The sequence below is a fragment of the Ferroplasma acidiphilum genome (genome assembly GCF_002078355.1).
In the GTDB taxonomy this organism is placed as follows: Archaea; Thermoplasmatota; Thermoplasmata; order Thermoplasmatales; family Thermoplasmataceae; genus Ferroplasma; species Ferroplasma acidiphilum.
Genome location: NZ_CP015363.1, coordinates 715,504 through 730,738, shown reverse-complemented (window position 1 = coordinate 730,738; position 15,235 = coordinate 715,504). Strand labels below are relative to the sequence as shown.

Below are 15,235 nucleotides of genomic sequence, written 5' to 3'. Positions count from 1 at the left end.
GTTAATGGAGTTTAAAAGCATAACATTCAGTAGTTCCATAAATCTGCAGGAGCTGGACAGGAATAATACAATATTTGACGATTTTTCTTTGAGAAATATTTTTTCAGGATTCATGGGAAATACCCGGAATGATGAACTGGAAAGGCTCCTCTACATGCCATTGAGGAACATTGATGACATTTTCTACAGGCAGGAAATCTTTAAAGACCTGGAAAATCCAGAGATATACAGGATTATTACACAATTTGCTGGCACAGGGTCACAGATATTTTATAATATCAAAAGGTTAAAAGATCTTTATGACCTGCAGCGTGAACGGTGGTTACTGGACTCCGTTTATATGTATTCCCGATCAATTGAAAATATGTTAGACAATATGCGAAAAGCAGGAGCAAAATCAAGAGGGTTCACCGGGTTCATAAACTATCTGGATGCTTATGTTGCCTCGGATGAATTTAAATCACTTAAAAATGACGCAGAACAACTTGAGGAGGAACTATCATCAATAAGATATCTCATAAATATCAAAGGCGTGAAAATAACTGTAAGGGAGGACCGGGATTCAGAAGATTATGCATCTGAGGTTAAAGAGGCATTTTCAAGGTTCCTGGATGAGGATGAAACAATCCCGGGATATGATTCTACTCCGGGTTTTGGCCATGTAGAAGCTGCTGTAGTGGAACTGGTGGCAAAATTCTATCCAGAGCAATTCAATAGATTAAAGGACTTTTATAAAAGAAGGTTAAATTTCATGGATCCTGTAATTTCCAGATTTCTTCATGAAATCTTTTTTTATTTGAAGTATTTACAATATATAACTCCACTTGAGGAATCCGGATTGCAGTTCTGCATACCGGAGATTAAAGGTGAAACGGATAGAATATATTGCCTGGAATTTTTTGATCTTGCACTTGCTGCCAAACTTAATGAACGCAAGCAAATTCCTGTTACTAACAATATTATTGTAAATAGAAATTCATCCGTGATTATAGTTACCGGGCCAAATAATGGTGGTAAAACAACATTTGCCAGGTCATTCGGGCAGTTACATTATCTTGCCCTGCTGGGCTGTCCGGTTCCCGGGAAAGAGGCAACTATACTTCATGTTGATAATATATTTTCACATTTTGAAATATCTGAAAATCCAGAAAATAATATGGGCAGGCTTGAAGAGGAACTGGAAAGATTACATGGCATACTTGAAAAGGCAACGGAAAGGAGCCTCATTATTATTAATGAAATGTTGAGTTCAACCACGCTTAAGGATGGAATTGAAATAGGCAGGAATATAATAGATAAAATAAAGAAAATGAAATCTATTTGCATGTATGTCACCTTTATTCATGAATTGTCTGATTTGCCCGGAGTGGTTAGCTACGTAAGCCAGGTTGACAGGAAATACCCGGAGAAAAGGACATATAAGGTTCTTCCAATGAAATCTAACGGTATGGCATATGCAATGGCACTTGCGAGGAAGTATAACCTTACATATGAAATATTGAAGGGGAGGATATCATGATAAAAACATATTTGCTTGACAGTGATGGAGTTGACAGATATAAAGAGGATTTGCCATGGAATAGCGATTCACTAATAGGCGACCTCGGGTTAAATCCAATATTAAATGCAATGTCTTCCGGCGATCAATTTCTCCTGAAAAATTCAACCACGTTCATTCTCAATAGCCTGAATTCCATAGAAAATATAAAGTACAGGCAACAGGTAATGCAGGATTTTATAGAACACCGTGATTACGCAGATAAAATATATAACATCACCGTTTCATTCATAACAGAGGCACAGAAGCAATTTTTCTGGTTCAGCGATAACGCTTCACTGTCCATGCAGATATCTATAGGAATAATAAAACTGTTTTCAGAAAAGATTGCTGAGATCAGGGAAATAATAGGCAATATGATTGGGGAAGCAAAATCTACGGGATTAAAGAAATTTTACAGTACTGTATCTGATACATTTGGCCCGGAGTATATGGCAACAATACTGGAGAATCTTGAAAGGCTGCAGTTTAAAGACGGCATAACAATGAGCGTATCTCTGGGAATGGGCAACGAAGGGAAAGATTACATACTCCATAAACCGGATACGGGAAAAAAGAATATCAAACAGATCGTTGGTGATAAAATCGGGCAGCATTATACATATACACTTCCAGAGCGGGATATTAGCGGTGGAGAAGAAATAACAGATATAAGGAACAGGGGTGTGAAAAAAACGGCAATGGTTTTGAAAAGGTCTGCCCAGAATTGCATGGAATTTTTTAAAGAGTTAAGGTGTGAAATTGGGTTCTATATATCATCAATTAACCTTCTGGAGCATTTAAAATCCAGATCCGGCCAATACTGTTTTCCTGAACCTCAGGAAACAGAAAGCACTGCACTTGAATTTTCAGGATTGTACGATCTGGGGCTCATGCTTACTACGAATTCTAAAATTGTTCCTAACAACCTGGATGGAGATGGAAAGAATTTATTTGTAATAACAGGAACCAATCGTGGAGGAAAATCAACCTTTTTGAGGAGTATAGGGCAGGCACAGTTGATGATGCAGGCAGGAATGTTTGTTGCAGCTGAAAGCTATTCTGGAAGCGTGGTTTCCGGTATATTTACACATTTCAAGCATGAAGAGGACAAAACAATGGAAAGGGGAAAATTTGATGATGAATTGTCAACAATGAATCTTATTGCCGATCACATTAGAAGAAATAGTTTGATACTGTTTAATGAGTCATTTTCATCTACCAACACACGTGAAGGTGCAGAAGTTGCAATGGGAATCACAAAGGCTTTGCTGGAAAGTGGAATAAAAATATTCTTTGTGTCACATCTCTTTGAATTTGCTTCGGCAATGATGGAGCAGAATAACGAGAGTTCAGTATTCTTAATAGCGGAACGGGCGGATAACGGTGAACATACCTATAGAATAGTTGAGGGGAGCCCGTCAATAACTGGTTATGGAATGGATTTATACAGGAAAATATTTAGATAATGTTTTGCTAAACTTATTATGATTTATAAAAGGATTTAATGCAATCACAGATATATTGTTTCATCATCTGATAATTTGGTAGTGCGTGGGAAATTGATTCAATATAGCAAGCATATTACTTTAATTAAATACCCAAAGGAGGGATTGGGAATATAGCTCAGTAAATTTTTCTAATATACCAATATACGGCACCACTGAAATACCCCAGTTCCTTTCCCTGTATTCTGTACCATTTAACTCTATGCTGTTTACGTGTTGATTTACGCCACTACCTTATTTTATGATGATGTCATTCCGGTTCATCCTTCGGGATAATTTATATTAAATTCGCTCCGAAACAATTATCTTTATATTATTATATAGACACAATATGGATAAAATTGCAGCTATTGTTCTGGCGTCAGGCAAAGCCATGAGATTTAAATCAAATAAACTTCTATATGAGGTAAACTCAAAACCCATTATATATTATGCGATAGATAATGTTGCAAGGTCTAATTTCCAGCAGCGCATTATAGTATTGAGGAGCCCAGAAATATCAGATTATTCAGAGCGATTTGGGTATAAAGTTGTGTGGAACAAAGATTACGAAAATGGCATGTCATCTTCAATTATACATGGAATTGAAAATGTTTCTCCTGACATTGAGGCAGCTATGATTATCCCTGGAGATATGCCACTACTCGATAGTAACACATTTAATGGATTAATAGAGCATTTTAAATCCTCAGGTAAGGGCATATCTGGATTTGAATATAATGGAACTATAATCAGCCCTGTAATATTTGCCAGAAAATATTTCAGTGAACTTAAGGAACTCGGTGGAGACAAAGGTGCAAAATCAATCATTGTGAAACATTACGGTGATTTTTCTCATATGATAATTTCTGGAGACCTGCTTATTGATATAGACACCATGGATGACGCGTTAAAATTTAAAAACTTAATAAAACATAAAAATTAAAATAATGTACGGCAATAGAAAAACATGAAAATAGCTATCAGGGCTTTGCAGTCGCGTAGAATGCCGTTGGAATCTGCAATGGAGTACATTTCCTCTTTAAATTTTCCCGAAAATGAAATCATTGTGTTTCCTGAGAAATTTATAACTACAAAAGTAGACATGAATTCACTTGGCAGTTTACTGAATTCTATTAAAATAAAAAATACAATTATACTGGGCAGTCTTTCATATGTTGACCGGTTTGTATATAACAGGTCTTTCCTGATCCGGAATAGAGAGATAATCGGTTGGCAGGATAAAATAAATTTATATAAGGCAGAAAGCACAAAATATACATCGGGCAACCAGCTAAAACTGTTTAATATTGAAGGACTTAAAATTGGCATACTGGTATGCTACGATCTGGATTTCCCCGATTATGCAAGGATACTTTTCAGGAAGCATTGCGATGTTATTTTTAATCCTTCCCTGATCAGAAGAGATTTCCACAGTGAATGGCATCTCTACGTTAAAACAAGGGCACTTGAAAACAGGATACCAATTATTTCTGTAAATTCAATTTCAGATGATTTTCAGGGAGACTCAATAGTGGTGGCACCGGAAGAAGGAGTAGGGGGTGTTAGAATAAATGCCGTCACATCAAAATGTGATGATATTGTATATCAATTCGATACATCAGATTATTCAAAAGCAAGAGAGCAGAGGTTGCGTGAAGAAAACCTCAATATACAGAATGTAAACTTCCTTGAAGCTCCAGAATAAGTTAAAAGTATTGCATATTTATGTTAGGTTTTTATTTTATGCTATTATAACCCTATATGGATTTTAAATTTGAAGGGGAAAATATAAAACACAAACTGGTAGATATGGGCCTGTACAGGGAACTCATAAATTACGATACTGTTCTGGAACCGGGAAAAATTTCAACCGGTTACAGCTATCCCATTAAAGCCTTCGAGAAATTTCTGGGTTATTATGACAATTACTACAAAATTGCAAATAATCCCTCCACATCATTTAACACGGATTTCTCATTTGTCTACAGTGCCTGCATGTACACTAAAAAAGACAACTCTGACATGGTTATTCTTGATGGAAAACCTGCAACAGGATATGTTGATAGGTATGAAAAACCACTTGAAATATTCAGAAAAAATACCGGCATAAGGGGCAGCTTTGTATTCAATATTAAAAGATATAGAAAATACAGTGAAGCTAAAGGCTTAAGTGAATCTTCCGCCGTGGCATCCGCTGTTGCCAGAAGTTTGATAAAGAATGTTTTCGGTGAAATGGCCGCTAAGGATGATAGTTACGTATCCCGCTATGCAAGGTTAGTATCCGGATCCGGTACAAGGGCAGCAATTAATGGGCCATCCATATGGCTGTCTTATCCGGGAATGCAGGAACAGAATTCATTTGCTGTAAAGATTCCAGCTGATGTTGATAAAATAAACTATGCCATATTTCCTAAAAATATAGATTACCGGACCTCTAATGCACATTCTGAAGCTGTACAATCAATATTTTATAATTCCTGGTTAAATGAGAAATATAATAAATTAAATGAAATTATTGATGGAGGGTTTAACATTGAACTGATGATGAACCGTGCAATGGAGGATATGTATGCACTTAATTCTGTGCTGCTATCACGGGGAAATGTTATCCAGACAGCCGAAAGCATCAGTTTATTGAAGAATTTTATAGAATTTTCAAAAAAGCATGAGGGAATTTATATAACAGGTGACACTGGCCCTTCATTAATGGTTATGTCTGCGGATAAATCACTTTTAAACCAGTTCCTTGAAACAGTGAATGATCCAAAAATAGTGGGTTCACACCACCCTGAAGCCCATAAAAAAAGGGGAAATGAATTCCGCAAAGAATCAGAAGAATATTTTCAATCAATATAAATTAAATTTTCAAAGAATATTCTTTATCCATTTTTGCCAATAACTGGGATAAGAGTTTAACATTATTATTTTTAATTGCCCTGCTTACCATTAATATATCTGTATTGATATTGTAATATTTTGTTTCAGATAAAAGCTGCTTATTTGCTATGCCTTTCAATTCGTGCAGAAGCTGCTCTGATCTGTTCATAATTTCTGCCATCTTCTTCCGCTCTGCATCTACTTTAAAATATTTCTTTACCGCTTCCTTCATTTCTTTTATTTCTTCCTGGCTGTGCTGCATAGTCTCACTTATCTTAATCTCTTTTATTGCACCGGTGTCATTGTCCTTTGCTGATACCGTCAGTATGCCATTTTTATCAACACTGTATGTCACATCAATAGCAACTTCCCCCCTGGGTGCCGGTTTTATGCCTGAAAGTGTAAAATGCCCTAGCACAATATTATCTGTGCCAAGTGGCCGTTCGCCCTGGACTACCTTTACCTCTATTTCGCTCTGGTAGTCCCTTATCGTAGTAAAGGGCCTTGTTGCTTTGCAGGGTACCGGCGTATTTGCAGGTATCATGGTAACTACAATATCGTTGCGTGTGACACTGCCCAGCGATATGGGCACAACATCACTAACCTTAATTTTAGATATTTCACCTGTACCCATGCGTATAAATCCTGAGGCTAGTATTGCAGCTCCGGTAGACACAGCTGTGTCAAACTTTCCGTGTTTTACTGCCCTGGTAGAAAGATAGTTTTCAATGGAATGAAATAAAAAAGGAATTTTAGTAGGGCCTCCTGTAATTATAACTGTGTCCAGTTCATTTCTCTTTATGCCTGAATTCAATATAGCCATATCTATGCATCTATAAATTTCAGGCAACATATCAGATACTATGCTATCAAGCTGTTTTGAATCCATAGTATATTTAATTTTTGTACTCCCTAACAGTGAATCCCCTGCTTCATGATTTGAGAGGTAAATTTTCAATTTTTCTGCCTCTTTTCTAAGGTCTGGAGGATATGGGGATATACCATTAGTCCGGAGAAAAGATTTCATCATTTCCTCTATACGCCTATCCATATCGGTACCACCGAGCCCTGTGTTTCCGGATGTCGCAATAACTCTGAAATCCTTCCCCTGTGCCCTTACAATACTCACATCTGTTGTCCCTGAACCCATATCAAAAACCAGTATATTTTTTGCCTCTGTCTTTGATGCACTATTCCAGTAAGATATTGCTACTGCAGCAGGTTCACTGACAAATTGTTTTACCTTTATTCCGGCTATTGATGCGGCTTCACGTGTAGCATTTCTCTGATTATTGTTGAAATAAGCCGGTACGGCTATTACAGCATCCTTTACCCTGTCATGCATATAGTCTTCAGCAATGTTTTTGACCCTTGCAAGAATAATTGCACTCAGTTCTACAGGTGAATGGAATTTTTCCCCGGTACGGTACAGGTATTCACTTCCCATTCTTGTTTTAAAACCGGAAACGTTTCCACCTGAATATTTCTTGAGCATCTTATCTGCATCAGTTCCGGTAAACATAATATCTGACCCACCAAATGTTATAGAACTTTTCAGGGAACTTCCAGCTTTCTTACCGGATAGAGGAATTGCAATAGTTTTATATTCGCTCCCGGAAATAAGGGCTACGGCGGCTGATGTGTTACTGGTGCCAAGGTCAATTCCAATGGAAAACATTTATAACACCTTTATATTATACATAAATAGAGATTAATAATATATGCTTTTATAAAGATTGTTGTATGACAGATGGATGACAAAATTTAAGTACAATTACATATTATAAGTACTGTGCATTTAAATGGCATGGTATGAAGTAATTAACGGTTCTGCAGATTCTGTGTATAATAAGAAGCTCTATAGCATTATGGGGCAGAAATTTGGCCTATTCTATTTTAATAAAGAAAATCGTATACATATATTTTTAAACACAAACACCAGATATTCATTTATAAAACAATCTGTTGAACTTGACCCTATTGATGCTATGCCTGTAATGAATCATTATTTTGTTTCTGAAAGCAGAAAAGAAAAGGATTATTATGATACAGGAGTTGAATTTACAAACATAAGGGATGTAATTGAAAAACTTGCTGATGGGCAGGGCATGATGTTCTGGTTTCTGTATTACAACCAGAAACCGGATAAGGATCAGTATGTTCTCCAGGAAGATAAATACCTCGTGAAGATAATATTCATGCAGCGAAATGACAAATATATGAAAAAAAAGCCTGATGAAGATTTAAACAATGTTATCCTTGGAAAGATTCAGGATTGCATCAGGGCTGACATTAACTGGAAAGAGATAAAAGGCAAAAAATATAGCCTGTATTCCGGAAATTTCAGGAAACCACTTCTTGTTGGAAACAAAAAAATACTTTACACCTATAAGGCAAAAATTGAAGATTTCCTGGAACTGGATTACAGCATGAAAGAGCCTAAACTCGCAGCACCACAGCAGACGGCACAGGAATTTATAGATTTTCAGCGAGATGAATCACCTACTGGAATGATACTGGATACAAAGACAGAAGCAATAAATGCTATAGCAAGTGGAGAAAAAACAACACTGATTACTGGACCTGCTGGTGACGGCAAAATTGGCCTGGCTGCAAAAATAATGTCAGGTGCAGAAAAAACCGGCCGGGAAATAGCAATACTGAATACCGGGAAGTTCGACCCGTTCAAAAGTATCATAAACGGAAACTCCAGCTTCAGCATTAAAAGATTTGATATCAGCCAGGAATATTATGACCAGAGAATTGTAGATTCAGCTGCTGATGCGGCTGCTCTTGCCTCTAAACTATGGGCTGCAATAGTTACTGGAACCGAATCACTTCGCAATCCATTGATAGTGATTAACTCAGCTAATGATATTGTCCCCCTATCACCCGGTGGAGTCCCGGCTTATGAAAACGAATTATGGGGCAGTTTTTTCAAGTATTATGATGCTGGAAGCAATGGCATGGGCATAATATTCCTTAAGGATGGGAACCAGGATGCTTTAAGGCTTTACACGGATTATATTCTTAAAGCCTCGAATGAGAGTGAAGGGAACGGATTTGAAATTATTAAAAATTAATCGTATCCGTGGACTTTAATAAATTTTATCCCCAGTTTTCTAGCCATCGTTCCATCAACACTGTTTCTGTCTCCTATTACAACAGAGTCTTTAATATCAATATTATATTTTTTTGCTGCTTCCTCTATCATTCCAGTTCCAGGTTTCCTGCATTTACATCCCTGATCGGGAAGGTGCGGGCAATAAAAGAACTCTTCTATTTTAACGCCATATTTCATCAATTCCTCTGCCAGTTTATTATTAAACGCTTCCATGTCTTCTACTGTATAATACTCCCTGCCAATGCCCGATTGGTTTGTTACCACTATGATAATATAATTTTGATCATAATATTCTTTTAAAATAGGAATTATATCATCGTAAATTTTGAGGTCAGATAATTTATGTGTATATCCTGTATCATAATTCAGGGTACCATCCCTGTCAACAAACACAGCTTTTCTTTTGCCTGCCATTATCGTGGTATCTATAATGTATTAAAATATTTTCCCAATTTCCTTTATTTTTCAAATAGTGATAGCATTATTTTTTATTTATACGGATAACAATGTTTTGCAATGAAAATTAAACATGTAAATGTAAAATTAATTACAAGATCCGGACTATTTATGAAGGATTGGAGTATTCGGCGCAGATAAATCCTGTGTCACCTGCCAGATTTTGCAAAGCCCTCTTCTCTATATGTGTTTTGAACCCTGCTTCCTGCAGCTTTTTCTCTATATCGGCGTAACTGCCTTCATACAGTATCTGAATTCTTTTAAAAATCTTCAGGCTTTCATTGTCCTCAGCCAGCAATTTCTTTATGGAGTTTTCTCCGTCGACTTTCAATACACCGCTGTCAATCCCGTATTTTTCTGCAAGTTCCTTTAGTGATAAGTCCTTTTTCCCACCGCAGTACGTGGCATTTGAAATAACTATCCTTTTTTCCAGATCATTTGCCTTAACATTTTTCATCAGTATTTCGTAGAAAGAGTCTTCAGGAACAGATATGACGTTTTTAGCCTCGTTCAATGTGAAGTATATTGGTGAATCCCCTACTTTACTGCCAATATCCAGTACAATTTCTCCGGCAACCTTTAAAAATGAATATTCATCTGCTCCAAATGTACCGAGGAAATTATGATTCTGGTCCATATTGCACATAAATAGCTGCCCTGATTTATACTTGAAATTCATGCATCCTGGAACAATTGAATTTTCGAATGTGAAGAAATCCAGATTCCCGTTGCACAACCCGTTTTCTACGCAGAGTGCATACAGATAGGTCTTTTGCCTGTTCCAGAAGGAATCTTTACCGTTCCTTGCAATTATCTTTATGTGCTCCTTCTTTGTGGCAAGATCGAGTTTTACATGCCTGTAATTTACATAGGCTTTTTTATAATCTGCCTTATAATTTGTCTGACTCATCTGGGGAGATAGAATAAATGCTTATAAATTTATATTTGCTTTTGAGGCAACAATTAACGTTTATTTTAAATATCAGGAAAAAAACAGATATCACTGGTGATTTTTCCCTTATTGATACACAAAAACAGCCTTAAACCTGTATACGAAATCGATAGGTTGATTTAGAAAAATAGCATATTATCCATATGATTGACATTACTGATAAAAATACAGTTAAGCGTGAGGCTATGGCTACCGGAACAATAAAACTGAATAAAGAAACAATAAAACTTATACGGGAAAAGCAGGTAAAGAAAGGAGATGTCATAGAAACTGCTAAAATTGCAGGTACCATTGCGGTTAAAAATACATCGGGGATGATACCATATTGCCATCCGGTGCCTGTAATGTCCATAGATTTCAATTTTGAGGTTGAGGATTCAAAAATTGTTGTAACCTGCAGGGTAAAGGCAATTTACAGGACAGGCGTGGAAATGGAAGCAATAAATGGGGTGCAGGTTGCTCTTCTAACTATATGGGACATGGTTAAATATCTGGAAAAGGATGAAACTGGCAACTACCCGGATACATCCATCGGCAATGTTGCTGTGGTATACAAAAGAAAAGGTGATGCATATACATCATGAGGAGCATGAATACAATCTCAGGTACAGAATAATCACTGTATCGTCATCAAGGACCCGGGATACTGATATTTCCGGTGATAAAATGGAGAGTTATATTGGCAACAATTCTTCCAGGTCACTTGTCAGGGACGACGAGAAGGAAATACTCTCAGAGTTTTTCCTCAATTATAGCGATACTGATGTTTTTATATATATTGGTGGAACAGGAGTTTCCCGGCTTGACAGGACATCAATGGCACTGAGAAAAATAGTTGATAAAGAAATGCCTGGATTCGGCGAACTATTCAGGCAAAAGTCGGGTGGCATATTCCCATACTTATCCGATGCTTCACTATTCATTTACAGGGAGAAAATAATATTTACACTTCCGGGGTCTGCAGATGCTCAGGAAATAGCATATAGTATAATAAAAGAGATAGTCCCGCATCTGTACCACGAAATAACTAAGGAATAATTTTATTAACAATTCGCCAATTGTATTTTTATGAAATTTATAGATTTGCATGAGGATATCGCTTATTCTTCCATGTACAGGGATGTTATTCATGGAACCGGTCAATCCGGGATAGATATGCTAAAAAGATTCCCGGGCTCAATTATTTTTTCGGTAGTTTTTCCCCATGTCAATATGCAGTACGGTGAAGAATATGGAACATCAATACCTAATACAACCCTTGCATACCAGCAATTGAATTATTACAGGGAAATATCTAAAAAATATGGAATTAACCTTATAGAGGGAAATAAGCCCGTGGATTCGGAATTAAATTTTTTACTATCTATGGAAGGAACTGACATTTTAAACAGGCCGGAGGATATAGAAATGTTTCATTCCATGGGGCTGAGAAACCTTGGTTTAACATGGAATTATGATACAAAATTTGCATCATCCTGTTACTCTAAGAAAGACTACGGGCTGACAGGTTCCGGTGAAGACCTTGTAAAAATATGCAACAGTTACGGAATAATTATAGATCTGGCACACGCAGGCAAAAAGACAATACTGGATACATGCAATGTCGCATCAAAACCTGTACTGGATTCGCATACAAATTTTAAGGTTTTGAAAGACCATCCAAGGAATATAGACGAGAATTCAATTAAAGCCATAGTGGACACAGGCGGTGTCATGGGCATAACAGGAATAAGGCCTTCCCTGCATACGCCTGATATAAATGGAATGTTAGAGAGCATTACTTATCTTGGAGATAACTTTGGATGGAAGCATGTGAGCCTCGGTACTGATTTCCTGGGCATACCTGAACCTCCTGATGGCTTCACTGATGTTAATGCAATAGAAAAATTAAAGGAAATGATAGGAACTCATTCAGAGGATGTACTTTTCAACAATGCACTCCGCGTTATAAAAGCAAATTTATAAAATTATAAATCGTACCAGCCGCCTTTGCTGTCCATTTTTACCTTTTTGCTTCCCTTATAACCTGCGTACACCATTTCTTTCAGTATGGGTGGCGGAAGCATTCTCATGTCTCCGGTTTCAGAATAAAGGTAATCACCTATTTCTTTCATGGTATCCAGCCCGATAGTGTCCATGAGCTCAAAGGGTCCCATGGGAAAACCGAATCCCAGCTTTACCATTTTATCTATATCTTCTTTGCCAGCGATTCCTTTTTCATACAATCTGAGTGATTCAACAAGCCATGAATGGACAAAATTTGTTGTGAAAAATCCAGGATAATCGTTTACCACCACCGGCTCTTTGCCCATTGACCTTGCCATATCAAGTATCATATTTACTGTATTATCTGATGTAAAGCGTGTTTTAACTACCTCAATAAGTTTCATCACCGGTGCCGGATTGAACCAGTGCATCCCTATAAGCCTTGACTTGTCTTTAATATTCATTCCAATCTCAGATATCATGATTCCGGAGGTATTTGATGCTATTACGGACTTTTCAGGTATATTTTTCTCAATGCTTTCCATTACCTTCAATTTCAACGGCATGATTTCCGGTACGGCTTCTATTGCAAATTCCCTGTCATTTAACATTCCATAGTCTGTGGATACAGATAGATTTTTCATATATTCTGCTTTCTGGTCTTCCGTTATTGTTCCACGGTCAACCAGTCTCGAGAGGCCGAATTTTCCATCCGCAATGCTATTCTTAGCATTTTCCAGAATGCGGTCATTTATATCAATTAAAAGTGTATCCATTCCGTTTCTCATAAAAACCTGGGCTATGCCCTGGCCCATTATTCCTGAACCTATTACAGCTACTTTTTTTGCCATAGTGCTTTATACATTGGAATAATAAAAACTTTGACAGTTGAACAATTAGTTGAGGCAGTATTTTTATCTTGTCCCGAACTTTGATGCTATTTCAACCATGTCCTCTACATATTCATTGAAAAACTTAAGTATATCCCTCGATGTGATTATCCCTGACAGCTTATTATTATCTATGACCAGCAGCCGCCTTATAGCCTTCTTTGCCATCAGGCTTGCAACCTTTTCCATAGGTGTATCTGATGTAACAGAGGTTAAGGGGGCAGTCATAATTTCTTTCAGGAGAACCCTGGACGGGTCAGCTTCCTGTGATAAGACTTTGTTAATATAATCCCATTCTGTGACTATTCCTTCAGGTATTTTTCCATCTCCAACAATAATATATCCCTCCCGATTCTCTGCCATATGTTTTGAACCTTCCAGTGCACTGGTATTCCCGTTTATAATCTGGCAATTTTTCCTCATTATGTCCTCTGCATAAAGCACCATATCTGTTAATTATGTGTTAATATTTAAAATCGATGTGGAGGACAAAAATCCAAAAATCGATTTTTGCAATAATTAATGATTTCATTTGTATATAGAAAATAGTTGCATACTTTTATTCTATGATTTGGCATTTAATTTTTAAGCTGTTTTTTAAGATACAGGGTGCAATAATTATTCGTAGACGTTCATAACAATATTTTTCTCTAAATACAAAAAAAGTTAAGTGTGTAACATATTAATGAATAATAAATTTAGAGGGTAGTTAAAATGGTTAATGAAGATTTTTTAACAATGTTCCACAGGCTCACATCAGTAGGATGGTCTGAGGAAAATGGGGTGAACAGGCTTGCACTTAATGAGTATGATATACAGGCCAGAAAAAACCTTGAAGATGAAATGAAGGCAGTAAAAGCAGATATAAAGCATGATGATGCCGGTTTAATATTCGGAACACTGGGTTCAGGGAAAGACAATACGGCTATAGGTTCACACATGGATTCTGTGCCTAATGGCGGAAGGTTTGATGGCTTCTTTGGCGTAATGTCCGGCATGCAGCTTTTAAAGGATCTTGTAAGCACATTAAAAAACAGGAAAATTACAGCTATAGATTTCACCAACGAAGAAGGTGCCAGGTTCCAACCATCACTTCTGGGCTCAGGAATGTCAACAGGTGTGTTGACAAAGGAATTTACGTATTCCAGGAAAGACAGCGAAGGAATTACATTTGAAGAAGCCTTGAAGAAGTCTGGATACATGGGAGAAGAGCAGAACAGGGTTAAAAACCAGGACATAACACGGTACCTGGAACTGCATATTGAGCAGGGCCCTGTTCTGGAACTGGAAAATTACCAGATAGGCATACCGAAAGGCATAGTAACAATGGTTGTTGACAATGTATCCTTCACCGGTGAATCCAACCAGGCAGGACCAACACCCATGAAGGTAAGAAAAGATGCACTGGTAGCCGCATCAAGGTTTACCGTAGCCGTAAGGGACATGGCGAAATCATCAGGAAAGGAATTAACAATGACGGTAGGAAAAATTAACAATTTCCCCAATGCATACAATGTTATCCCTGGAAAAGTAACAATGAACCTTGATACCAGGAGCCCGGATAAGAAAACAGCAGAAGAATATTCAAAAATGGCAAAGGAAATATCAGAAAGAATAGCTTCAGAGGAAGGTGTGCCGGTAGATTTCAAAAATCAGTGGACTACGGAAACTACAATCTTCGATGAGGATATGAGGAAGGAAATAATAAAATCCTGCAAATCGCTCAACCTGAAATATAAAGAATTATATAGCTGGCCAGGGCATGATGCACAGTATATGAACAGGGTAGTTCCAACTGCCATGATCTTTATTCCATCACATAATGGAAGGAGCCATACAAAGGAAGAATATTCATCTGATCAGGATTTAATTAATGGATATTCTGTATTGAAAAGGACTGTTGAAAACCTGTAGATAAATAAA

15 protein-coding genes are annotated in these 15,235 nt (G+C 37.1%); 10 read left to right on the top strand and 5 right to left on the bottom strand.

The genetic code is table 11. The annotated features are described in order from the left end of the window. Window positions 1-4 precede the first annotated feature (4 nt). From fad_RS03775 to fad_RS03755, 5 genes are all read left to right on the top strand, one after another. Window positions 5-1,519: a MutS-related protein gene (locus fad_RS03775; protein WP_081141942.1), complete on the top strand. Its 1,515-nt coding sequence runs from the start codon at window positions 5-7 to the stop codon at window positions 1,517-1,519. Then, window positions 1,516-3,006, top strand: a complete 1,491-nt coding sequence (locus fad_RS03770) for a MutS-related protein (RefSeq protein ID WP_081141940.1) — start codon at window positions 1,516-1,518, stop codon at window positions 3,004-3,006. The genes fad_RS03775 and fad_RS03770 overlap by 4 nt, the downstream gene beginning before the upstream one ends. 370 nt (window positions 3,007-3,376) lie before the next feature. Beyond that, window positions 3,377-3,970, top strand: coding sequence for a nucleotidyltransferase family protein (locus fad_RS03765; protein ID WP_081141938.1), 594 nt, complete (start codon window positions 3,377-3,379; stop codon window positions 3,968-3,970). Between the two features lie 24 nt (window positions 3,971-3,994). Then, the gene (locus tag fad_RS03760; RefSeq protein WP_081141936.1) at window positions 3,995-4,732 is read left to right on the top strand and encodes a carbon-nitrogen hydrolase family protein; all 738 of its coding nucleotides are present in this window, start codon (window positions 3,995-3,997) and stop codon (window positions 4,730-4,732) included. A 56-nt stretch (window positions 4,733-4,788) separates the two neighbouring features. Then, window positions 4,789-5,883 (top strand): mevalonate 3,5-bisphosphate decarboxylase, encoded by a 1,095-nt coding sequence (locus fad_RS03755; protein WP_081141934.1) that lies wholly within the window; start codon window positions 4,789-4,791, stop codon window positions 5,881-5,883. Window position 5,884: 1 nt separating this feature from the next. Here the strand turns inward: fad_RS03755 and fad_RS03750 are convergent, their stop codons facing one another. Next, entirely contained in the window at window positions 5,885-7,582 is a 1,698-nt protein-coding gene (locus fad_RS03750; RefSeq protein WP_081141932.1) for an Hsp70 family protein, read from the bottom strand. Window positions 7,583-7,706: 124 nt separating this feature from the next. Here fad_RS03750 and fad_RS03745 point away from each other — a divergent pair, with 124 nt between their 5' ends. Beyond that, window positions 7,707-8,987, top strand: a complete 1,281-nt coding sequence (locus tag fad_RS03745) for a hypothetical protein (protein WP_081141930.1) — start codon at window positions 7,707-7,709, stop codon at window positions 8,985-8,987. Here fad_RS03745 and fad_RS03740 read toward each other — a convergent pair. Then, window positions 8,984-9,442: a D-glycero-alpha-D-manno-heptose-1,7-bisphosphate 7-phosphatase gene (locus tag fad_RS03740; RefSeq protein WP_081141928.1), complete on the bottom strand. Its 459-nt coding sequence runs from the start codon at window positions 9,440-9,442 to the stop codon at window positions 8,984-8,986. The two genes, fad_RS03745 and fad_RS03740, sit on opposite strands and share 4 nt — an antisense overlap. 151 nt (window positions 9,443-9,593) lie before the next feature. Further along, window positions 9,594-10,394 carry a class I SAM-dependent methyltransferase gene (locus tag fad_RS03735; protein ID WP_081141926.1) on the bottom strand — a complete coding sequence of 267 codons (801 nt, stop codon included), beginning with the start codon at window positions 10,392-10,394 and terminating at the stop codon, window positions 9,594-9,596. 185 nt (window positions 10,395-10,579) lie between these two features. Between fad_RS03735 and moaC the strand changes: the two genes are divergently transcribed. The 3 genes from moaC to fad_RS03720 are packed head-to-tail and all read left to right on the top strand — an operon-like array spanning window position 10,580 to window position 12,401. Then, window positions 10,580-11,020: a cyclic pyranopterin monophosphate synthase MoaC gene (gene moaC / locus fad_RS03730; RefSeq protein ID WP_081141924.1), complete on the top strand. Its 441-nt coding sequence runs from the start codon at window positions 10,580-10,582 to the stop codon at window positions 11,018-11,020. Next, a complete protein-coding gene (locus fad_RS03725) occupies window positions 11,004-11,474 on the top strand; it encodes a MogA/MoaB family molybdenum cofactor biosynthesis protein (protein WP_236940627.1) in 471 nt (156 codons plus the stop codon). The genes moaC and fad_RS03725 overlap by 17 nt, the downstream gene beginning before the upstream one ends. Window positions 11,475-11,504: 30 nt before the next feature. Further along, the gene (locus fad_RS03720; RefSeq protein ID WP_081141920.1) at window positions 11,505-12,401 is read left to right on the top strand and encodes a dipeptidase; all 897 of its coding nucleotides are present in this window, start codon (window positions 11,505-11,507) and stop codon (window positions 12,399-12,401) included. 2 nt (window positions 12,402-12,403) lie between these two features. On the opposite strand, the gene fad_RS03715 is transcribed toward fad_RS03720, so the two are convergent. Continuing rightward, window positions 12,404-13,273, bottom strand: a complete 870-nt coding sequence (locus fad_RS03715) for a 3-hydroxyacyl-CoA dehydrogenase NAD-binding domain-containing protein (RefSeq protein ID WP_081141918.1) — start codon at window positions 13,271-13,273, stop codon at window positions 12,404-12,406. A 63-nt stretch (window positions 13,274-13,336) separates the two neighbouring features. Further along, window positions 13,337-13,759, bottom strand: a complete 423-nt coding sequence (locus fad_RS03710) for a CBS domain-containing protein (protein WP_081141916.1) — start codon at window positions 13,757-13,759, stop codon at window positions 13,337-13,339. A gap of 267 nt (window positions 13,760-14,026) precedes the next feature. Here fad_RS03710 and fad_RS03705 point away from each other — a divergent pair, with 267 nt between their 5' ends. Beyond that, window positions 14,027-15,226: a M20 family metallo-hydrolase gene (locus fad_RS03705; RefSeq protein WP_081141914.1), complete on the top strand. Its 1,200-nt coding sequence runs from the start codon at window positions 14,027-14,029 to the stop codon at window positions 15,224-15,226. The last annotated feature ends 9 nt before the right edge of the window (window positions 15,227-15,235 follow it).